This window comes from Brevundimonas sp. UBA7534 (assembly GCF_002479325.1).
In the GTDB taxonomy this organism is placed as follows: domain Bacteria; phylum Pseudomonadota; class Alphaproteobacteria; order Caulobacterales; family Caulobacteraceae; genus Brevundimonas.
The window spans coordinates 699-23101 of the sequence record NZ_DLMO01000117.1; the positions used below are offsets into that span (position 1 = coordinate 699).

A 22403-nucleotide genomic window follows, 5' to 3' on the forward strand; every position below is an offset into this window, starting at 1 on the left:
TGGGTGCGGGAGCAGGATTTGAGCGATACCTCACACCAGTTTTGAGCTTCACTGTGTGACTTGAAGGATCCGCCACGCGGTGCAAAGGCAAGCGCACGCCTAAGCTTCAAGACCATCGATGGCGACCGTAGTCCCGGTCATCGTCGCCGCCGAAAAGTCGGCTATCGTCGAACTGCGCTTCTAGGGCTGTCGGTGACAGCCTAGCCATCCGGGCCGCGAGTGTCGCGTCGGCCCATGCCAGGAAGGTCGCCACCCGCGGCTCGGTCGGCTCGGCTTGCTCCCCGCGGAGCACCCCGATCAATCGCCGCAGCCTATCGACGCTTTCCATGTCCACGAGAATAGCGTCGAGCGCCTTGGCGCGCCGGTCCTCGATATACGCCAGACGCGCCGCCTGTTCCCGTCTGTCCTGCTCGGTTTGCCAAGCACGCTGCCGCGCATCCTGCTCGAGCCGCACCTGCGTTTTGGCGGCAGCCAGAACAGCCAGACCGACGGCTATGTCGCTCACCATCGCTTCGAGAGTCTGCGTTTTGCCGTCCCGAAAGGCGCGGCGTGGTGCCGCGCGGGTCCGGGTCCAGACCTGTTCGAACTCAAGGCCGATCTTTCCGCTCGGCACATAGTCCCATTCCGGAATTTTCGGCCGGTCGTAATTCAAAACGAAAGACCAGGAGTCCCGACGTCTCGCGGCGTCACGCTTCTTCTCCCAGGCCGCGACCTTCGCCAGTTCGGCCTCGGTCGGCGTATGAGGCGTCCGATCGATGGTCTCGATGATCGAGACGGTGATCGTCTCTTCGGCAGATCTGAACCGCGCGCCCTTGTCGGCGATCTCGATCTCGAAGCCCTGGACCGCGGCGGCACCGAGCAGCTTCGGCAAAAAGTCCGCCAGGCGATCAGCAGCAGCCAGCGACACCGTGCAGCGGATCACTTCCGCCCCCTCTACCGAGACCAGACCCTGATCCGACGGCTTGGCCTTCCGGAGGGCAGCCAGAGTTCCCCGGATCACCGGATGCATAGCGGCGGCCGATCTGACCTCGCCGGACGAGGCTAGGATACGCGCTTTCTCGCGCGCCTCCGCCAAAGCGGCGTCGGTGGAGGTCAGGTCTGCGCTCGCAATGACGATCTCGGCTTCGTTTTTCACCTTCGATAAGGGGGTGCGCTTAACCGCCTTGCCGGCGGCCTGTTTGGCCCACCAGCCGACAGGCGGGGTTGGAATTGCGTGTTTGCGGCAAATCTTGTGGAGCGCGACATCGGAGATCGCGAAGTCCTTCGCCAGTTGAACCATGGGCCTGGTCCAGACGAGATCGTGGAAAGCTTGTCGCGTGAAGCGCCGGGCCATGATACCTCAGTGTTGACTGCGTACGGTGGCTTAGCGGACGCCAATGTATTTGTGGCTTTGGATACTAAGTCGCCATTTGGGGTGTGTCAGGCAGTATTCGATGGCTGCGGCGGTGTTAGCGGCCTGATCGGGGCCGTCCATCGGCTGAAGCCAGAAGCGTTCGAAATCCAAGAACTCGAACCGCTCGGGCATAGCGTTCGCTTGCGGGAAGACCAGTTTGAGTTCCTCCCCCGCGGTCTGGACGACCGGAGCATTGGCCTTGGGGCTTACGCAAATCCAGTCCACGCCGTTGGGGGCTAGGAGAGTGCCATTGGTTTCGATGGCGATCTCGAAGCCTCGCGCATGCAAGGCGTCAACCAAGGTGTCGTCCAGTTGCAGCAGCGGCTCGCCGCCGGTGCAGACCACCAGACGCGGATCACCTTCCCGCCCCCGCCACATCGCCGCAACATGATCGGCCAGAGTATTCGCGGTGTTGAACTTGCCGCCGCCCTCGCCGTCCACGCCCACGAATTCGGTGTCGCAGAAGATGCAGACCGCCGTCGCGCGATCCCGCTCCAGCCCGTTCCACAGGTTGCAGCCGGAGAACCGCAAAAAGACCGCCGGACGACCGGCTCGCCCGCCTTCCCCCTGAACTGTCAGGAATATCTCCTTGGCAGCATACGCCCGGACGAGCTTAGGCATGGCGTTCGACAACGACCGTCTCCACGAATCGATCGCTTGAAGCATAAACTGGAACCGGTTCGTATGGGATCGAACCGAAAACTGCCGACAGTTTTTTATGGCAATCGCTGCAATCGGGTGAGAAACTGCAGCGTCTGATTTGGAAATCAGCGAAAAAACTGCAACCACCCACCCCAAGGCCATCGCCATCGTGTCTCTCGTCATCGTCATGTGCAGCAAGCGCAAACGCGCCGTGGCCGACCCGCTGCTCATCGCCGGAGACCTGCCCGTCGGTGATTCCAAAGCGGTCGCCGCTGACTGGGGTCGGCGTCTCCGCCAGGCTGCCCCTGCGGTCAAGGCGGGCGATCTGTACGCGGGACGTGGTTTCTCCGAAGCGACGCGCGCCGCCGCCCACCTTGAGGCGCGCCTGGCCATCGTTTCCGCAGGCCTGGGACTAGTCGACGCCGGGACCATTGTCCCGGCCTACAGTCTAACCACGGTCCCACGGGATCCTGACAACATCCTGGGCAAGATCGGCGGTTCGGCGCGCGAGTGGTGGAAAGACCTTCAGTCCGTGTCGCCCTATCAGAGCGACGCCCTCGCCCGCGACACAGGACCTATCCTGGCCGCTCTTTCCGCAGGCTATCTCGCAATGGTCGCGGATGAATGGTCGCGCTGGCCGCGGGAGAGGCTCGCCCGCCTTCGGATTTTCAGCAAGGAAAAGCCGTCCAGCGCGGCAGCGGCACTGCTGCCGGCCTGGATGCCCTATGACGACCGCCTCGATTTCGCAGGTCCGAACCTTGAAGGCACCCAGGGCGACTTCGCCCAGCGCGCGCTTCGCCATTTCGCCACCAGCCTTCGAAGCACGGCGTCAGCGCAGACGGACAGCGACAGTGTCAGGGTCGCGCTCGACGGACTGTCGCCGCGGCCAAGACCCGTGCGCATCCGCCGAACGGATGACGAGGTGATTGAACTCATCCACGCACATTGGGACCACGTCGATGGTCGATCCGGCCTGATGCTTCGACACCTGCGCGATACCTTAGGGTTTGCCTGCGAACAGGGCCGCTTCAAGACGCTCTTTCACAAGGCCGCGGCCTCGCAGCGCGGAAGGGCCGCCTGATGACCGCTTCGAAAGTCACCGTTCGCGCGCTTCGAACTCGCCAGGGCACCGAGACGGAAGTCTACGCCTTCTTCCTGCCCGGCCATCAGGTCGCGCAGATCGCGGACATCAGCCGACTACGCCGCGGCGAAGGCAATCTCGAAGGTTTTCAGCGTCGGGAGATCAAGGCTCACGTCGCCGAGATCGCGAACTTCCTGAGCCAGGGGCCGGTGCTCTTCCCCAATGCGATCATCCTGGCGCTGTCGCCCCAAGTGAAGTTCAGATCTGCCCGCGGCCCCGCAGGTGAAGACGAACTGGTGCGCAGCGGCGAATTGACCATTCCTGTCCGCCCCGAGGGTCAGCGCGCGGCCTGGATCGTGGATGGTCAGCAGCGGTCTCTCGCCCTCGCCAAGTCCGAGCAAACGAGCCAGCCTGTGCCGGTCGTCGCCTTCGTCTCAGACGATGTGACGTCGCAACGCGAGCAATTCATACTCGTCAACAAGGCCAAGCCTCTGCCGCCGCGCTTGATCGACGAACTCTTGCCGGAGATGTCGGTCACCCTGCCTCGATCCCTCAAGGCGCGCCAGTTGCCCAGCGCGCTATGCTCGCTGCTCAACGAAGATCCCGCGTCGCCCTTCCACGGCCTCATCAAACGCGAGTCGCAGCAGGGAAACCCCGACGCTGTCATCACGGACACCGCCCTGACCCAGGCGATCACCGCCAACCTGCGCGCCGGCGGCGCCCTGGGCGCCTACGACTCCGAGACCGGCCGAGAGGCGGCTTACCAGGCGCTTGTGACCTATTGGAGCGCCGTTCGCGCGGCTTTCCCCGACGCCTGGGGCAAACCGGCGGCGAGCAGTCGTCTGATGCACTCGGCGGGCATCCGCGCCATGAGCGCCCTGATGGACCCCGTGTGGACCCGGGCGGACGCCGCGCCGGATCCTGTGGTGGAGGTCCAGGCCGCGCTCAGCCGACTCGCTCCGCATTGCCGATGGAGCGAAGGAGTCTGGTCGGAACTCAACTGGGCCTGGGATGATGTGCAGGCGACGACGCGTCATATCAAGGGTTTGAGCGAGCTTCTGCTGAAGCTGGACCGTGAACTCTCCAGGCCAGCGCGATGAAATTCATCTTCGCCGACAGCCTGGATTTCGTTGACCCGGGCTACGACTTCATCAACGACCGAAACACCGTCGGCCGCAAACCCTACTGGGACGACGCCTTCCCCCATGAGATCCTGGGTTATGCGCCCTACCACGGGATGCTGGTCTCCCGGGGTATCGTGGGCGGCGGCCTTGTGAAGGGCAAGTACACCGAACCGCAGGCGATGCGCTTCCGGCGCGTCGGTGCGCGCGAGTTCCTGAGGCTAAACACGCCTGCCCTGGCCGATCTGGCGCTCTTCGGCGACTGCGGAGCCTTTACCTATGTCGCTGAGGACGTACCGCCCTACACCCCGGCGGACACGGCCGAGTTCTACGACGACTGCGGCTTCACCCATGGCTGCTCGGTCGATCACATCATTTTCGATTTCGACGAGACCGTGAGCGGCATGGAAGGCGGGAGCGCCGAAGCGCGCCGCCGGTTCGACATCACACTGGAAAACGCCGCCGCCTTTCGCGAGGAGACACGGCACGCCCCCTACTTCACACCGCTCGGCGTCATCCAGGGCTGGTCTCCGTCCAGCATGGCCGAAGCCGCGCGCCGCCTGGTCGCCATGGGCTACGACTACCTGGCCGTCGGCGGCATGGTCCCGCTCAAGTCCGAACAGATCAAACGCTGTCTGACGGCGATACGGGACGCCGTTCCGGCCTCGACCCGCCTTCACATCCTCGGCTTCGCCAAGGCCAACGAGATCCGCGAGTTCGCCCCCTTCAATGTGACGAGCATCGACACGACCTCCCCGCTGCTGCGCGCCTTCAAGGACGACAAGCAGAACTACTGGCTGGGTAACGGTCCCGACCTCGCCTACTATACGGCGATCCGGGTACCCCAGGCGCTCGAGAACCCGCGCCTCCAGCGTCATGTGAGACAGGGCGACTTCAAGGCCGAACGTCTGACTCGTTTGGAGACCAGCGCGCTCGCGGCCCTGCGCGCCTATGACCACGACGACCAGGATCTCGAAGGCGTTTTGGAGACCGTCCTGGACTACAATGCGATCCTGGCGACCGGCCAGGCCTATGAGACAGTGCGGAACCACCCCACGATCGAGAAGCTGCGGGCGCGCTATCGTGCGACCCTGGCGGACAAGCCCTGGCGCAAATGCGGTTGCCGCATCTGCAAGGATGTTGGCATCGAGGTGATGATCTTCCGCGCCAGCAACCGCAACAAACGCCGGGGCATCCACAACCTCGCGGCCTTCAAGACCGTCGTGGACGCCCTTTCCGTCAATCAAGTCGAGGCCGCATGACCACCCTCACCTTCCTGGCGGCGCGTGCGCGCCAGAGTGCCGAACATGATGTGCTGACGTTCGCCGCGACCGCCGGCCAGGTCCTGCAGTTCGCCGAGATCGACCGTGTGGGTCGCAACGAGACCGGAGAACTCAGCGGCTTCCAGCGCCCGCAGATCGCAGGCCATATTCGGGAAATCCGTGACTATCTCGAAACCGAGACGGCCATCCTGCCGAACGCCATCGTCGTGGCCTTCACCCGGGGCGTGACGGTTGAGGACAGGGATAACGGCGTCGCCCGCGTCAGCATCGATCTCGCCGACGGCCCCCAGGGCCTTGTCGTCGACGGGCAGCAACGCCTGACGGCGCTCAGCCTGTCATCGCGCAAGGACTTCCAGATGTTCGTCTCCCTGATGATCTGCCGGGACGAGGCGGAACTCCGCCGTCAGTTCGTGCTGGTCAACAACACCCGCCCCCTGCCGAAATCCCTGATCTATGAACTTCTGCCGTCGGTCGACGGCCTGCCGGACCGGATGCAAAGCCGTGCGCTCGCCGCGGACCTCACCGCTCGCTTGAACTTCAGCAAGGCGTCCTCGCTCAAAGGCCAGATCTATCAGCACACCAATCCGTCTGGCGTCATCAAGGACACCGCGATCCAGAAGGTGCTGATGAACTCGCTGAGCGACGGCGTCATGCGCCAGTTGGTCACCGAGCCCAACGGCACCCGGAAGTGTTTCGAGCTGATCAGTGAGTTCTTCAAGGCGGTGCAGGCCGTCTTCCCGCAAGACTGGTGGGGGCACAAGCCGAACACATCCCGCCTGGTCCACGGTGCCGGCATCCAGGCCATGGGGTTCGTCATGGAGACCCTCGCGACCCTGGACAATGCCAGGACCTGGAGCGAGTTCGCCAAGGGCCTGGCCGCCCTCGACGGCCGGACCGCCTGGACCTCGGGGTCCTGGGACTTCGGCAACGGCGACGTGCGTCACTGGAAGGCGATCAACGTCACCAGCGGCGATGTGGCCCTTCTGACCAAGCATGTCGAGGGCATCGTACGCCGCGACCTGCGCGCCCGACGCGCGAACGCGGCCGCGGCCGTCGACGCCCTGCCCGCCTGAACGCGGCGCTCGACGCTTCGCGTGATCTGACCGCCCGACTCATGATCTTCTGCCCCTGACGCCATGTATGAACTGACCAAACAATTCCGGTTCGACGCCGCCCACACGCTCGAACGCGAGATCGAGGCCGAGGGCAGCCGGCGCATTCACGGCCATTCCTATCGCGCCGAAGTCACCCTGCGCGGCCGACCTGACCCCCAGACCGGCATGATCATCGACACCGGCCTGCTGGCGCGAAAGCTCGAGCAGGCCCGCGACGCGCTCGATCACCGCTTCCTCGACGAGATCAACGATCTGGGTCCCGGCACGCTTGAAAACCTGTGCGCCTACATCTGGCGCAAACTGGAGGACGACGTCGGTAATCTGCACAGCGTCGCCGTCCTCAGGGACTCGACGGAAGAACGCGTCACCTATTTCGGCGAAGCCGCCGCGTGAGCGGCACGCTCGTCCTCTTCTCCGGCGGTCAGGACTCGGCGACCTGCCTCGCCTGGGCCCTGGACCGCTACGACCATGTCGAAACCCTCGGCTTCGACTACGGGCAGCGGCACCGGGTCGAACTGGAGGCGCGACAGGTCGTTCTCGAACGTATCCGTTCGATCAGGGGCTGGGGCGAACGGCTGGGCGAGGACCGCGTCCTGGATCTGGGCGTGCTCGGCCAGATCAGCGACACCGCCCTCACGACGGACATGGAGATCGCCACCGCCGCGTCCGACCTGCCCAACACCTTCGTCCCGGGCCGGAATCTGCTGTTCCTCACCTTCGCCGCGACCGTCGCCTACCGCCGCGGCCTGAAGCATATCGTCACCGGCGTCTGCGAGACCGACTACTCCGGCTATCCCGACTGCCGCGACGACACGATCAAGGCGCTGCAGGTCGCCCTGAACCTCGGCATGGAGACCCGCCTCGTCCTCGAGACGCCGCTGATGTGGATCGACAAGGCCCAGACCTGGGCCATGGCGGACGACCTGGGCGGCCCCGATCTGGTCGAGCTGATCCGGACCGAGACCCTGACCTGCTACAACGGCGACACGGCCACCCTGAACGCCTGGGGACGCGGCTGCGGGACTTGTCCCGCCTGCGAACTGCGCGCCAGGGGCTATTCGGCGTGGAGCGAAGGTTGAAGTCGAAATCTTGAAGAAAAGCCACCATTAGCAGTTGCATATTCCCGTCCGTCAGGTGAGTTTCAAACCGGGACTGGGGAGTGGGTATGAGTCCGGATCAACCGGGCCTGCGGGACAGTGAGGCCGAGGGCCTCGATTGGATCGAGGCGGGTCAAGTTCGATGTCGCGACGCCCTGCGCGTCGCGTCTGCGCCGGCGGATCGCCTCGCGCTGATCCGCTCGTTCACACGCCTCTGCGACGGCCTTCTCAGCCTCGAACGTGAAGGCCTGACGCTCAACGACGAGGAATCCGCCCTGCTAGACCGCTTCGCCCTCGCCAGGACCGGCGACGGTCGACTCCTGAGGCTGGTTGAGGAGAACACCGCCCCCGCGGAACTCGGCCACGCCCTGCGCCTCGATCCAGGGTCGCGACGCGCTTTCATCCCGGCCTCAGCCGACGGCGTCCTTCGGCGGTCCACGACCTATCCGGCCTATCGGCACGCCGCACAAAAGGCCGCTGTCCGCGCCATGGCGACCCAACCCCCCGGCTCAGGTCTTATGGTCAGCATGCCGACGGGATCCGGCAAAAGCCTGTTGTTTCAGATCGCCGCCCTGGAGGGTCGCCGAAGCGACCCTGGAGCCTGCGTGCTGGTCATCACCCCGACCATCGCCCTCGCTCTCGATCACGCGCGCAGTCTGTCCGCCATCCCCGGCCTCGAAGGCAGCCGCGCCCTGACGAGCGATACGACGGCGGAAGAAAACGCACTCATCGTCGACGCCTTCCGACGCGGCGAGGTTCCCGTTCTGTTGCTTTCGCCCGAAAAGGCCCTGAATCCCGGGGTCGCTGACTATCTGGCCGAAGCCGCCTCCCCAACGGCGCGCCTTCCAGGTCTCAACGGCCGGCTGACGCATCTGTTCGTCGATGAGGCCCACATCATCGAAACCTGGGGGCGAAACTTCCGGCCGGATTTCCAGCGCCTGCCCTCTCTGCTCAATCGCCTGCGCTTCGCCAACCCCGCCGTCCGGGCCATCCTCCTGTCCGCCACCCTCCCCCCCTCGGCGCGCCGGATGCTAAAGGACTCCTGGGGTCTGGGAAGCGACTGGCTGGAGATCGACGCCCAACTTCCGCGTTACGACTGCGATGTGGTGGTGCAGGGTTTCGAAAGCGCGACCGAACGCGACGCCGTGCTCCGCCGCGTCATCGATCGCGCGCCGCGACCGGCTGTGGTCTACGTCACCGAGGTCGCCGACGCCAACGCCCTTTACGGGCAACTGACGAGCCAGGTCGGGGGATATCGCAGAGCGGCCCTTTTCACGGGCGCGACCACGGGCGTGGAGCGTAAGCGCATCATCGCCGAATGGGCGCGAGACGACCTCGACCTCGTGGTGGCCACCTCCGCCTTCGGTTTGGGGATCGACAAGAGCAACGTCAGATCGGTGATCCACGCCTGTCTGCCGGAAAGCGCCGCGCGCTGGTATCAGGAAATCGGCCGCGCCTCGCGCGACGGCGGTCAGGGTCTGGCCGTCTGCCTGTTCACGGACGGCTTTGGCGACAGCGACGTCACAATGGCCTTCGGCCTGGCCACCAAGGGCCTTCTGTCGCGCGAGATCGCGGTGCCGCGGTGGGCGGCCATGCTCGACCAGGCCGAGGATTCTGATTTGGTAGGCGGCCACCGCCAGATCACCCTGAAACTTGACTCCATCCGGGTCGGTCTGGCCCCGCAATCCAGCGACTATAACCGGCAGTGGAACCGGTCGCTGCTGACGCTGATGCAGCGTGCGAACGCCATCAAGGTGCTGTCGGTCGGCGGCGACGGCGACGAACCCGGCGACTCCTGGCGCGTGGAGCTGACGGATCCGGCCTTGTCCGACCCGCTGGACGCCGCGCCGTGGGACCGGATCTATCTGGTTCGAGACGCGGAACTCGGACAGATCAGGGGCGATCTCGTTCCGTTTGAACAGATGATGCGCGACCCGGTCGCGACCTGCATCACCCGCCGCGCCTTCGAAATGATCGAAGCCCTGGCCATGGCGCCGCCGTGCGGGCGCTGCCCGGCCTGTCGGGCGACCGGCACGAAGCCACCGGACCACCTGTTCTGCGGCGGCCTCAATCAGGTCTGGGACACGCCGGCGGAGGGTGTCGCCAACCTCCCTAAAGGGGTCCTCCTGCTTGAGCCCGACGACCTGTCGTCGCGCGCAGGCTTCGCCGCCCTTCTGGCCAGGCTCAGCGAAGCCGGTTTTCAGCAGTTCGTCATCCCCGACGCCCTGGCCGAACAGACGGCCGAGGCGCTCAAGGACCTGCCCGGTCTCGGACAAACCCTCACCGCGCGGGAATGGTCGGGAGACACGCGGCCCGCACGCCTCGCCACCGCGGTGATACTGGACGAGGCCGATCCCATCGCAGCCGGTCAACTCCACAGCGTCGCCTCCCAAAGCCGCCTGTGGCCGGATGTGGTCTGGTGCGTGGTCGGCGAAGGCCGTCGCAAGCTCGGCGGCCGCCGTCTCGACCAGGTCGTCTCGGCTCATGCGCCATTGTCCGAGGGGGCTCTCGCCGCCCCCGTCCCAGACTTCGGAGTTTCGTCGTGAGCGTCCTATCAAGCCCCCAGGGCTCGCCCGAACGAGTCTGGTCACTGCTGGCCGGACTGCAGGCCCTGGGCGGTCGGGCCGAGAGGTCCCTCATCGATGGCCTGGTCAACCCCGGCTATCTGGTGGGCGATGCTTCTGTTCTGGTCGAGACGACGCTGGCCTCCAACACCCACGGCGCCGCGACCAGCCTGGGCTTCCTCGCCCTGGACGGCCGCGAAGCCGTGGTGGACGCGGCGTTCGACGCCGCGACCGCCGACGACTTCGCCGACAGGGTGCATGACCGTCTGATCGCGCTGGAGGACGCCAGCGAAGATACGCCCCTGCTTGAAACCTACGCCTGGCTCGCCGTCGAGACGGATCGGCGCGCGAGCGTCGGTTGGATCTTCGACGTCCGTCGTGAAGACCTGGCCGACCAGGCCAGCGCGGCGCTTGGCGCCCGGGGCGAAGACGCACGCACCATGAACCCCACCAAATGGGTCGCCTGGCGGCGATGGATGGCCTTCCTGGGGCTGTCGGTGCGTCAACCGTTCACCAACAGCCAGGACCTGCCAGACCCGACCCGCCGCCTGCTGCGGGAACTCGAGCGAGAAACGCTCGCGCCAGGCGCGCGTCTCGCCGCCCACGATTTCCTGCAACTAGTGGCCAGACGCCTGCCCTATCTGGACCGCGGCCGACTGTTCTCGAAATACGCCACGACCCTGTCCCATGCCCAATCAAACCGACGGGTCAGCCCCCTGCTCAGTTTCGCCCTGGGCCAACTCCATGCCGAAGGGCGGATCACCCTGCTGGTGTCGGGCGACAGCGCCAATGTCGTCACGCTTTCAGGCGTGGAGGGGATGACGCCGTCGGCCTTCGACGCCGTCGTCGTGAATGTGGAGACGGCGGCATGAGCGGCGCGATGCAGGCCTGCTGGCGGGCCGAGGACGCCAAGGCGATCTTCGTCACCGAAGCCCTGGAGGGCGACGACGCCATCTTCCTGGCGACCCACACTCCCGTCGACGGGTTCGACGTGGCGGGCCGGGACGCGGGCGAGATCAAGTCGATGGACGAAGCCGCCGTGCTGGATGCCCTCGCCAACGAGAACCGAACCCATGCCTTCTGTGTCGTCCAGGGTGAACCGGGCTCCGGCAAGTCCCACCTGATCCGATGGCTTTCGATCAACTGGCCGTACAAGGACGACGTCAAACTGCTCCTGCGCCGGGCGGACGGCAGCCTTGAAGGCGCTCTGTCGCAACTCAAGTCCCGCCTGCCGGAGGAATTCGCACCGCTGTTCGACAATCTGGGTCAGCGCCAGAAGGCGTCGACCCAGGGCCGAGCCAACATCTTCCTGAGCACCCTGGCCAATACGCTTGAGGTCGGCCATTACGATCCCCCTCTGGACGATGAAGCCTGGTGCAGGGATTTCGGTCCCGCCGAGATCCTGAGCCATATTAGGGTCAGGTCGAAGTGGACCAGTCCCGGCCGCATTCTCGGCCTGCTCGAAGGCGCCAAGGGCGAGCGCAACTCCGCCTCGGCGACCTTCGACCTGTTCGATCTCCAGGCTCTCGCCGAAAGCCTGCCCGCCATCTACGGCAGCGGTGTCTCCGGCAAGGCCGAAGAACTCGCACGCCGTCTTCTTCGTGAGGAAGAGGTCATCACCGCCTATCGCAATGAAGGCTGGCTGGCGGATGAAATCGAGACCGACCCGGACGCCCAGCCCCGGCTCCGGACCAGCCTGGCCTTCCTCAAGGCGCTGAACCGCCGCAAGAACGACGCCATCCAGAACGTGCTCGGCGTTTCCGCCGAGGGCCTCAAGACCCTGTTCCGCAACGTGCGCCAGGCGCTCGCCCAGCGCGGACAGCGGCTCGTCCTGCTGCTGGAGGACATCACCTCCTGGGAGGGGTTGGACGACAGCCTCATCGACGTCCTGGTGTTCAACGCCGATGCGCGGGGCGACGGCGACCATGCCGAGGTTTGCCCGCTCATCTCCGTGGTGGGCGTGACGCCGGCCTACTACGAGAAGCTGCAAGCCAACTACAAGCAGCGGATAACCCACGAACTCCGTCTGGGCGACGCCGACGGCGGCCTGCAGGACGTGGCGACGCTGCGCGACCGCCAAGGCCGCCAACGCTTTCTGGCGCGTTACCTCTCGGCCGTCCGCGCGGGCGAGAGCGCCCTGGGTCTGTGGCGATCGACCTTCTCGGCTGAGGAGCCGACCGAGCCCCCCAACCCCTGCCAGACCTGCTCCAACCAGACCCGATGTTTCGCCACCTTCGGACAAGACGAAGGCCGGGGTCTGTTCCCCTTCTCGCCCCGGGCGTTCGACCGCATGTTCGAGGCCCTGAAGGACAATGACGCGGGGCAAACCTGGCGCACGCCGCGCGGCCTGCTGCAGGCGGTGCTCAATCCGTCGCTGTCCCAGCCCGAAACCATCGCGGAGGGACGTTTCCCGCCCCGTGTGATCGAGCCCACGGCCTTCCGCGACGAACTCAAGAGCGATCGGGCCCTCTCCCGCCGTCTCGATCAGATGGTCACGTCCAGCATCGACGACGCCGAAGAGCAGGCGCGTATGCGCCGCCTGCTGGCCTACTGGGCGGATCCCGAACGGGCCGGAACCACCCTGGTCGATGGTGAACTCGCTTTCGCCGCCGCGCCGAAAAGCCTGTTCGACGCCTTCCAGGCCCCATGGTTGGGTGGCGAAGCGGCAGGTGAGGACGGCGCGTCGGAAGTCCGTCCGGTGGAACCGGTGGCGAGCCTCGCCCTGGAGGACATCCAGGCCGAGGCGCCGCCGGCTCCTGTCACCAGCTATGGCGTGACCCGACCCGCACGTTCGCCCGTCACCGCCCCGAAGCCGAAGCGAGCGACGGTCAAGACGTCGGACTTCGAAGTTCTGCGAGCCAGCATCCGCGACTGGCACGCCGGAACACCGATCCAGACCGCCAGTCGCTGGAACCAGCATCTGCATGCGATCATCTCCAGGCTTGACGCCCGACGCATGGGAATGGCGCCGGTCCTGTTCTCACGCCTTGTGACGCTTGAACGGGTCAAGCTGGAGGGCACGACGGGCGGTGGCCGGGACTATCTCACCGTGCCGCGCGAAACCTGGGCCCTCAATGGTCTGGAGGCCTACCTGGCACTGGGATGGGACAAGTCCCTTTCGGCCAGCGACGCAACCTTCCACCGTCGTAATCTTGCGACCTTCCTCAGGCGGCTTGAAGACCTGACAATCGCCTACGTCTCACGCCGCGTGCCCCGGGACAGCGCAGGGCGCCTCTGGCGCCCCGCCGCGACCTTCGCCCAGGTCTTGCTCGCGCGCGCCTGGCTACGCGGCGCGGTCTCCCCGTCCGCGCCGATCGCCAATCAACTGCGCACCCTGCTCAGTGACGAAGTCGAGGCGACCAGCGATCCGAGGGCCCGATCCCAGCCCTGGCAGGACTGGCTGAACCAGACCGACAAGGTTCATGCCCGGTTGCGAGATGAACTGCGATTGCTGGTCTCGCTGACCGTGGACGACAGCGTCGCCATCCACGGTCTGACGGACGTCAGCGAGGTCGCGGGCGCCGTTCATCGGATGATCGTGTCCGGCTTCACCGATGCGGCTCCCCAGGGCGACGCCAACCTACCCGATGAATATATGAGGGCGCTGGAACTCGCCTCGACCTGGCGTGACAAGGCGGCCCACATCGACCGTACGGAGTTCTCGCAACTGAAGAACAGATCCGCGAACCTGCTGACCTCCCTGCGCAACAGCGCCATCGACCAGCATCTTCAGCGGCTTAGCAAGGCCATCACGGCTGTGGCCGCCTCGCTGCCCGCCGTCGCACCCGACAAGGTCACGTTCTGGAAGAAATACTACGAGAGCCTCCAGTCCCAGGGGCGGCTCGCGCCCGAAATCCTCCAACCCATGGAAGACTGGCTGTTGGACATGGAACTGCCCGACGGCGGAGCCCCGGAGACGCTCGCGCATCGACTGGGGTGGCTGGCGGCGAAACCCGCCCGCGCGCTCGACGATCTGGGCTCGCTCGCGGCTGAAGGCGAGCGCCTGATCGACATCCTGCTCGAACACACCGCCGCCTGCATCAAGGAGGCCTCTGGTGCAGCAACCCTGTCGACGGTCCAGGACCTGGGTCGAACCCTGATCGAGACCGCTCGCCGCCCGGAGGCTTCGCGATGACCGACAATCTGGTGGAACTCGAGGCGCTCCTCCCGAGCCTGCCGCAAGCCGTCGAGCAGAGACGGCTCGGCGATCAACTCCGAACGGCCGCGGACAAGCTCAAGGGCGCGCCCCAGCAGACCGCCAGACTGGAGGTGCTGTTCAACCTCGCACGGGTTCTGTCCGGGCCGGACGCCGTCGATCTGGGCGACGCCGTCGACACGACGAGGGGCATCGCCAGGGAGGTTGGTGAAAGCCTCAGCGAGGTCGACGACGAAGACAAGTTGCGCCAGGCGCTGTGGGCTTACGAAAAGGAGTTCACACCCGCGGTCCAGACCTTCGATCGAGCTCTCCGCCATCGCGTGAAGGCGAAGGCACAGAGCGACTACCAACCGCTCATCGCCTATGGAGCCCTCCTCGGGAAGATCGGCGCGACGGCCGAATTGGGTCAGCGCCTGACGGCCTTCGGAGCCAAGGCGACGGTTCCTATCGACCAACTCCAGCCGGAAGATCTCCTCAAGGTCGTCCAGGATCGAGCGCGTGAGTTCGAACGCCTCCAGGAAGCCCGGGCCGCGCTCGTGGGCGCGGATTCCGTCGGCACCTTCCTGAACGCCCTGGCCGAACGTCGGGCGAGCCTGGACATGGTGACGCCCGAGGTCTGGGCCTGGCTGAACGAGAACGACGCCCTGGGCCAGTTCTCGATCGTGCCGACCTAGGCCCCGAAGAAGGCCTCGAGCGCACGTCGGCTGACCGAGGACTCAACCAGCGAGTCCGCCATCACATCGCTGGACTGATGAACGCATCCACGGCAGCCGTCGACACACAGCGGCGCGGCGAGCCGGTAGGCCTGATCCGCCAGACGCGCCTCCGGGCTGAAGGCGCCCTCGCCGACGTCGTCCAGGGTCTGGTAGGCCGTATACAGCCGGGACAGAGGCGTCTCACCGCCTTGCTGGGCCCTCGCCACCGCCGCTCCGGCGATCTCCCAGTCAAGCGGCGGGCGCCCGCGTGCAATCATGATCTCGTCTCGCAGGGCGCGCAGTTCCGCCGCCAGATCATAGAAGGTCACGGGCTCCGCCGAGACCGTCTCGACGTCGAAGAGAATCCGGACGACCGATGCTGGCGGCGATTCGAGCCGACCGCTCAATGCTTCGCCGATCGAACGCAGGACCCGAGGATCCCGCGGGTCCTGCGCACGCCAGGCGGTATGCTGATCCGACATCCCCCAGAACCGCTCAACCAGCGCATCTTCCTCGGCGTTCGGACATGCGGCGATGAAGCCGCCGGCCCAGAGCGCCCGAACCTCGTCCCATGACGTCTCGACCGCGCGGATCGTACCGTCGCCGTGGGCGCCGGCCTCGCAGACCGTAACGAGGTCGTCCGTCTGATCGAACTGCAGCGGCAGGCGCGCATGGAACAACAGCCGCCGATCATCGCCCTGCCCCACATGGGACACCAGTCGCCGCAGGCGGATCGCCAATCCGTGAAGCACCAGGCTTCTGAGATGGCTCCGGACCGCCTCCGGGCGCTCGGCCTCCGCGAGCGCCCGGGTCACCACCTCTCGCATGGCGTCCGACGCGAAGGCCTCGGCGGCCCGCGCGACGCGCGTCGGCGTCATCAGGGGGTGATGGGCGAAACACTGCTGACGGGCTTCCTCGAACAGAGACGCCAGTCGATCGCCTGACCAGAACCGGGAGAGTCGGAGCAGCTTGGCCCTGAGATCTGGAACCTCGCCGATCGCGGCGATGAGGTTGGCGCCCCGCTCGGCTTCATAGCCATCCAGCCCCGCCCCCCGCGCCATGGACTCCACGAAGAAGCGCAGGGCCTGGCGTCGCCTCCAAACCAGGTCCTGTTCAAGGGCGCCAGGGCCCGAGAGTTGCGCTTCGACGAAGGCGTCCAGGGCCGCACCGTCCACCTGGACCTGCAGACCCTCGGTCTCGGCGACAAAGCCATGGAGCAAGGGCGCACGGGTGTCGGGATGGACGAAGGTCTGGGCGATCGCGACCGGATCGACCTCGGGATCGGCGAATTTCACGAGGGCGTCCGCGCCCCAATAAACCCTTGCGGCGCTGAGGCCTGATCCGCCCTGACCGACGGCGTCGCCGCTGAAAACGGCGACGGACTGGACGCCCCGGCCCAGGTCGGGGCCGAGGACGCGGCCGCGTTCAGGCGCGGCTGACACCGTAACAAAACCCCGGAGATCTCCCCGGCTGTCATGGTTGAGTTCGGTTCCGCCCGTTGTCACAGGCCCCGCCGGCGCGGAGACGCCGTCGCCAAACCGGGCTTCGGCATTCCAGAATGACCCCGCCATCCAGCCGATCTTGTTCAGAGTGACCGAGATCGGCCGGCACAAATCCGGCGAAAGCCCCTCCAGAGCGCCTCGCACATCCTTCGGCAAACTTGCCAGCACAGCGGCCGAGTCCGCCCCGAGCGACGTGAACTCGGCCGTCGCATAGTCCGCATGATCAAACCAGGGCGCGCGGCCTTGATGGGGCTCGCGCCAATGCACAGCCCGCGGTTCGAAACGACGCGTGGCATTGCCAGGAGCCAGCGTCGAAAGGGCCAGACTGATATCCTGACGGGCCCCGCCATGGACGTCCACGCCCGTCACATCGATGGTCGGCAGATTGATGCTGTCGAAGAGCGCATTGGGGGCCCAGGCCAACTGGCTCCGGGCCCTGGAGAGCGACGGCCCGTCAAACACCACGTCGGCGGTCGCCGCTCGCCAGAAGTCGTCGACGCCCGATAGGCCGAAGCCGGACCAGACATCGTCGCCAAAGACCGCCTCGACTAGGTCGCCGCCGGCCATCAGGGCGTCAGGTTCGACCCGACCGTCCGGCGACAGCGCCGGTCGCGAAACGCCCCGCTCCCATCGCGCCAATCCGTCCATAAGCGTCGAGAGCGCCTGGCCGCGCCTGACGAAGGCGTTGCCGATGTTGAGGGGCACGTCGAAGCCGACAGGGGAGATCATCTCTTCGGGCCGCCGGAACCACCAGGCGTCCCGGGGCGAATAGAGCGACAAGGTCACGGCCGTATTCGGTCGATCGTCGACGCCGCGCCCGCCACGCCCCTTGCGCTGGATGAAGCTGGCGAGGTTCTGGGGCGCGTAATGCTGATAAACCAGAGTGATGTCCGGATCATCGTAGCCAACCTCGAGGGATGAGGTGGCGAATACGACGTCGGAGCCCTTGATCAGCGATTCCGCCTCGCTGCTCGTCCCCGAATAGATCGGGCTTCCCGCGACCTTCAACGGCCGGCCCGGAGGGGCGACGCCATGAGCCGAGTGTTGCCGCTCGTCGTTCGCGGCGAACCACCAGCACTCACCGTCGGAGAAACGATCGCAGCCGATCGGATCCTTGCAGCAGGCGGTCTGCGGATCGCCCGCGGGGTCCTCGCCGAAATCCACCGTCCTGAACGCGGCGAGCTCGCGCCCTTCCTCGGCGTCGACGAAGGCGCCGTGCAGTCGCCGCATCTTGTCGATCGAGTCGAAGAAGACCAGGGACCTGTACCCTCCCTCAACTCCGGTCCTGCGCCGAACGCTATGTCCCAGACACATCAGGCTCTGGATCGTCGTCGAGGCGCCGCTGATGTCGGATCCGCGCGACTCGATCTCGGGTTGGATGAAGTAGAAATACTCGCGGCCCCGAGGATTGACCTCGCTCTCGCCCACTTCAGGTCGGACGATGCCAACCTCGCCTCGTCCGACGAGCCGACCCCACGCCCCCGCGGGATCGCCGATCGTGGCGCTCATCCCGACCATGACCATCGGGCCTTGTGACGGCATGTTGGTTTCGACCCGGCCGGCCAGACGGCGCAGGGTCCAACCGACCTGCGATCCGTGAATGTGGGTGTAGAGGTGGATTTCGTCCGCCAGCAGGACACGGGGCGGCGCAAAGTCGGCGTCGTCGCCGAACAGCCGCCCGTACTCGGGATTGTGCATCCACTGATGAAGACTGTCGGTCGTGGGCAGAAAGATCGCTGGCGGTCGCGTCTTCATCAGCGACTTGGACCCGACCCAGCCGTTGTACCGCCAGTCCCCGGACCCGCACACAAGGGCGTCAACGCCGTCGTCACCGTCGCCCACACGCAAAGTCAGGACGCCGCCGCAGCGCGGGCAGGTGAAGAACGGGAAGACAAACGCTCCCGCACCGGCGGGCTGCCAGTCCCGGGCCGTTTCCGGGTGCATGGCGTCGAATGATTGAGGCACGGCGCCGACCTGCAATCCAAGGGTCAGCAACGGCAGGCCAGGCGTTTCGGCGCAGGCCGCCAGATACTCGGCCAGTCGCTGCGCCTGGTTCGCCGCCAGACGGATCCGGGGATAGGCTAGGATCGCCCGAACGCCCTGGATGCCGGCCATCCTGTCCGCCATGGCTCCGGCGATGATGGGGAGCACCGCCGCCTCGGTCTTTCCGGAGCCGGTGTCCGCCGCGATGGCGATCGATGACCCGCCCTCCCCGTTCCAGGCGTCCAGGATCCCGCCAAGGCCTCGAGCCTGAAAGCCCGCCAGGGCCGCCCGATCTCCCCAAAGCCGTTCAAGCGTCTCCCGGAGCCCCGCCAGGGCTCGAACCTGCAACGGTCCGCGCCCCGCGGACGCGTCTTCAAGGACTGTCGCGAGATGTTGATCCCGCGTGGGCTTGGCCCGCGTGCGGAGCTCCACTTTCAGGCTGCGCGTCAGATAGGGGCGCCGTCCTGCGTCGTCCGATCTGAACCTTTGCTTCACATGGCGGAGCTCGCGGGCGAGTTCCGCCATTCGCGAGCGCAGGCGCGAGCCGTCCGCCATCATCAGATGGCCGTTCGCCTCCAGACGCGACACGGATGCGGTCGCCTCCCCAAGGGTCAGCCCGCTCAGCCGCATTAGGTCGTTCATCGACGTCCAGTTGTCGAAGACGCCGAAGTTCAGCCGGCCCGTCTCGAAATCTTCTAGCGCGTTGAGCACCCGATAGTCGTCATCGGACAGACGCGCTTCCGGATCCGGAGGCGCGACTTCTTCGGCCACGTCCTGATCCACCATCTCGACGGCGATGCTTTTGTTGAGCGGCACGAGCCGCACCAAGCCTTCGGCTTCCAGTCGATGGATGATGGGCAGGAGGGCGTCTCCTTCCCCCGTCGTCATCCAGCCGAAGCGATCTCTCACCCTGTTGTAGAAGGCATGCCGGCCGCTTCGTGCGTCACGCACCACGCCCGGCAGCCTCTGCCGAACGGTGTCTTCATCGGCCGCGAACACCCGACGCTGGGCGTCAAACGGACGCGCGGCCCAGAACGGGCCAAACTGTCCGTCAATCCGGTCCAGGGAAACCCATCCCATCAGGTGGAGCAGTCGCGCTTGCTCGAAGGGATCCCGCGGCATCGCAAGGGCCTTGCGGACCTTGGATAGGGCAGCCGAACCGTAGCCGTCCCTGGACGCCACGTCGCGTATGCCCGCCAGAACGACCTCCAGCTCCGGGGTCATCTCTACCGGGGCCGCCTCGACGATAGGGTCTTCGCGCGAGATGAACTCGGGCGCTTCGCCGTCGAACGCCTTGACCCGAACCTCGAGATGGATCGCGCGCCCGCTCGGTGCCGCAGTTTCGATCTGGGTGAGTTCGCCACACTCGAACACGAACTTGCGCAGGAGCTCGGCCTTGTCGACGATCTCCTGCTCGGCGGGTGTGATCTCGACGAGCCGACGGCTGATCAGGACGATCAATTTGGTTTTGGCTCGGGTGGTGGCGACGTTCAGCCGCTCCGGGGAGAATATGAAATCGCCCTCGACCAGGGCGAATTCGGAATCCGCAACGCAGTAAGAGAGAATGACGGCGTCACGCTCCTTGCCCTGGATGCGATCAACGGTTTCGACAAAGGCATTGTCCTTGAGTCTGCGGGGTAGTGCCGCGCGGATGGCCGCGTTCTGCGCGCGGTGCGGACTGACGATCGCCAGTCCTTCAGCCCAGAAGGCTTCGACGCTTCGGGTCTCCCCGGCGCTGTCAACGGCGCGTTCTAACAGAGCTTCCGCGAGCCGGGCCGTCAGCACCGCTTCAAAGGGATTGGAGGTCGAGGCCGAGGGGCCGTCGTGGAGCAGAACAACGATCGGATAGGCCGGGTCGAGCGCGATCCGGGCGATCGAGTCCAGCCCTGCCTCCCAATCCGGCGTCAGGGCCAAACGCTCGTCCGGTGCCGCCGAGACATAGGTGTCGTCGTAGAAGTTGGCCTGGGCGAACTCGGTAAGCGGCGCATTGAGACGGAAGGTCTCCTCGAGCGCGAACTCGGCGACCGAAGCCGATTTCAAGAAAGCATAAAGGGACCCGCCGAGATCCCGCCCGGACGCTTCCGTCGGCCGCGCCGCCCGAATGGGCGGCAGCTGACGATCGTCTCCCGCCACGACCAGTCGGCACCCCTTCGCCATTCCCGCCAGGGCCATCAACCCCTGGCCGAGAACGACCTGCGAGGCTTCGTCGATGCAGATCAGGTCGAATAGGGGGGCGGTCATCTTGCTGTCGCCTCCAGGCGCCTTTCCCGTGCCCAGCAACCGGTAGAGGGACCAGATGGTCCCGCCCACCACCACGCGACCGCTCGCGATCTGCGCGAGGACGTCGTCCTCATCCCCCGCCTGGACATGACGGATACCCGCCGGCAGACCCCCTGCGGGCGGTGCCCCGTAATAGATCGGCTCGGGCGCCTCGGGGTCGTGCACCGCCTGACGCTTCGCCACGCCCTCCAGGACGTTGACCACAGCGTTCCGGGTGAAGGCGCTGACGAAGACCCTGCCCGGCCGGGTCTTGTGCTGGCGCGCGATCGCGTAGGCCACGATCAGCCACGACAGGAGGTGCGTCTTGCCCGTGCCGGGCGGACCGAGGATGAGGCCGACACGATTTCGCGCCAGACCCCGCCAGGCCGCCTCCTGCGCGGGTCTCAGAGCGCGATCGCCCGAGGCCTCAATGGACGGAATCGCGACCGCCTCCAGCGCGGCGAGCCAGACCTCCGGATCCGTGACTGTCGCGGAGAAGTCCGCCGGCGACCGGAGAAAGTCGAGGATGTCCGATTTGACCGTCATGCCGTCGCTCCCGCCCCGAGATAATTGAGGAAGGCCTCGGACTTTCCGGTGTTGAGATCCAGGAAGGTCTTGTCGAGCCACCAGTCGTCTTCGCCCGCGCGCCGTCTGACCTCCTGGAAGAGCGGGCTGTCGAACGTGCCCTTGAACATGGACACTCGCACAAAGCTCGCGCCATCGCCTGGCCTCGGCGATCTCAGTTCACAACCCATGGACGGCCAGAGCCGGGGATCGAGCACCAGGTCCGGTTCGCCGTCGGACAGGACGACGCCAAAGGTCCCCGGGGCGATGTCGACATCAAGCGCATCGCCTCTGGCCACGAAATGCAGATCGACCTTATGCCCTTGCGCGGGCGACACATTGACGAGCCGCATGGGTCCCAGGGCGCGGCCGACGTCCCGTCGCGCGGATTTGGACTGGGCCAGACGGATCAAGGTCTCCAGCAGCCCCGCCCTGTTCTCCAGTAGCTCGAAGGCGCGAAGAAGATCGAGATCGCCGGCGTCCAGCGGGTCGAAGCTCTCCTGAAGCCTGAAGGCCTTCTTGTTCAGTCGAAGGAGCGGGCCCGCGTCCGCCGCCAGTCGAGCGCGGTGCTGTTCAAGCAGCCACTCTGTGACGCCTCTCAGGCTGACCAGTCGCGCCATGACGTCCTCCCTGATCACCTCGACGCCCGGGAAGCCCGCGCGGCCCTCGCGCAAACCGCGGCTGACCTCAATCGATAGCAGGGCGGAGAAGGGTCGCTGGAACGGCTCGACCGGCGTATAGGGCGTCAGGTCCGCCCCGGCTTCGACGAGCGCTCCGCTGACCTGACGAAGGTCATATGAGACGGTGACCGGCAGGGCGAACAGTGTCTCGACGACGCTGCGCACCGCGGTGGCCGGGAGGTGCTGCATGCCGCGGAACTCTGGTTCGGGCACGATCTCCTCGGGTGGAAACAGCCGCACCATGTTCAGCAGCCCCCCGCGGATCCTC

Annotated in this window: 14 protein-coding genes; 10 read left to right on the plus strand and 4 right to left on the minus strand. The window is 66.1% G+C overall.

All coding sequences use genetic code 11. The annotated features are described in order from the left end of the window. Window positions 1–106: 106 nt before the first annotated feature. Window positions 107–1333, minus strand: a complete 1227-nt coding sequence (locus tag B2U11_RS09300; protein WP_292071317.1) for a hypothetical protein — start codon at window positions 1331–1333, stop codon at window positions 107–109. A gap of 30 nt (window positions 1334–1363) precedes the next feature. Further along, complete coding sequence (gene queE / locus B2U11_RS09305; RefSeq protein ID WP_292071329.1) at window positions 1364–2014, minus strand: 7-carboxy-7-deazaguanine synthase; 651 nt, start codon at window positions 2012–2014, stop codon at window positions 1364–1366. A gap of 139 nt (window positions 2015–2153) precedes the next feature. Between queE and B2U11_RS09310 the strand changes: the two genes are divergently transcribed. The 10 genes from B2U11_RS09310 to B2U11_RS09355 all read left to right on the plus strand — a co-directional run bounded on the left by B2U11_RS09310 (window position 2154) and on the right by B2U11_RS09355 (window position 15126). Continuing rightward, the gene (locus B2U11_RS09310) at window positions 2154–3116 is read left to right on the plus strand and encodes a hypothetical protein (RefSeq protein WP_292071318.1); all 963 of its coding nucleotides are present in this window, start codon (window positions 2154–2156) and stop codon (window positions 3114–3116) included. Next, window positions 3116–4216, plus strand: coding sequence for a DGQHR domain-containing protein DpdB (gene dbpB / locus B2U11_RS09315; RefSeq protein ID WP_292071319.1), 1101 nt, complete (start codon window positions 3116–3118; stop codon window positions 4214–4216). Before B2U11_RS09310 ends, dbpB (B2U11_RS09315) begins: the two co-directional genes overlap by 1 nt. Further along, window positions 4213–5499 (plus strand): tRNA-guanine transglycosylase DpdA, encoded by a 1287-nt coding sequence (gene dpdA, locus B2U11_RS09320; RefSeq protein ID WP_292071320.1) that lies wholly within the window; start codon window positions 4213–4215, stop codon window positions 5497–5499. Before dbpB (B2U11_RS09315) ends, dpdA begins: the two co-directional genes overlap by 4 nt. Continuing rightward, window positions 5496–6593, plus strand: a complete 1098-nt coding sequence (gene dbpB / locus B2U11_RS09325) for a DGQHR domain-containing protein DpdB (RefSeq protein ID WP_292071330.1) — start codon at window positions 5496–5498, stop codon at window positions 6591–6593. The genes dpdA and dbpB (B2U11_RS09325) overlap by 4 nt, the downstream gene beginning before the upstream one ends. 63 nt (window positions 6594–6656) lie before the next feature. Beyond that, window positions 6657–7028, plus strand: a complete 372-nt coding sequence (locus B2U11_RS09330; RefSeq protein WP_292071321.1) for a 6-pyruvoyl trahydropterin synthase family protein — start codon at window positions 6657–6659, stop codon at window positions 7026–7028. Further along, window positions 7025–7714 carry a 7-cyano-7-deazaguanine synthase QueC gene (gene queC / locus B2U11_RS09335; RefSeq protein WP_292071322.1) on the plus strand — a complete coding sequence of 230 codons (690 nt, stop codon included), beginning with the start codon at window positions 7025–7027 and terminating at the stop codon, window positions 7712–7714. Before B2U11_RS09330 ends, queC begins: the two co-directional genes overlap by 4 nt. An 86-nt stretch (window positions 7715–7800) precedes the next feature. Beyond that, entirely contained in the window at window positions 7801–10278 is a 2478-nt protein-coding gene (locus tag B2U11_RS09340) for a DEAD/DEAH box helicase (protein ID WP_292071323.1), read from the plus strand. Then, a complete protein-coding gene (locus tag B2U11_RS09345) occupies window positions 10275–11168 on the plus strand; it encodes a hypothetical protein (RefSeq protein WP_292071324.1) in 894 nt (297 codons plus the stop codon). Before B2U11_RS09340 ends, B2U11_RS09345 begins: the two co-directional genes overlap by 4 nt. Next, window positions 11165–14431: a hypothetical protein gene (locus tag B2U11_RS09350; RefSeq protein WP_292071325.1), complete on the plus strand. Its 3267-nt coding sequence runs from the start codon at window positions 11165–11167 to the stop codon at window positions 14429–14431. The genes B2U11_RS09345 and B2U11_RS09350 overlap by 4 nt, the downstream gene beginning before the upstream one ends. Beyond that, the gene (locus B2U11_RS09355) at window positions 14428–15126 is read left to right on the plus strand and encodes a hypothetical protein (protein WP_292071326.1); all 699 of its coding nucleotides are present in this window, start codon (window positions 14428–14430) and stop codon (window positions 15124–15126) included. The genes B2U11_RS09350 and B2U11_RS09355 overlap by 4 nt, the downstream gene beginning before the upstream one ends. On the opposite strand, the gene B2U11_RS09360 is transcribed toward B2U11_RS09355, so the two are convergent. Beyond that, entirely contained in the window at window positions 15123–21437 is a 6315-nt protein-coding gene (locus B2U11_RS09360) for an AAA domain-containing protein (RefSeq protein WP_292071327.1), read from the minus strand. The genes B2U11_RS09355 and B2U11_RS09360 overlap by 4 nt on opposite strands. Then, a partial coding sequence (locus B2U11_RS09365; protein ID WP_292071328.1) for a hypothetical protein occupies window positions 21434–22403 on the minus strand: 970 nt, incomplete at its 5' end. The genes B2U11_RS09365 and B2U11_RS09360, both read right to left, overlap by 4 nt.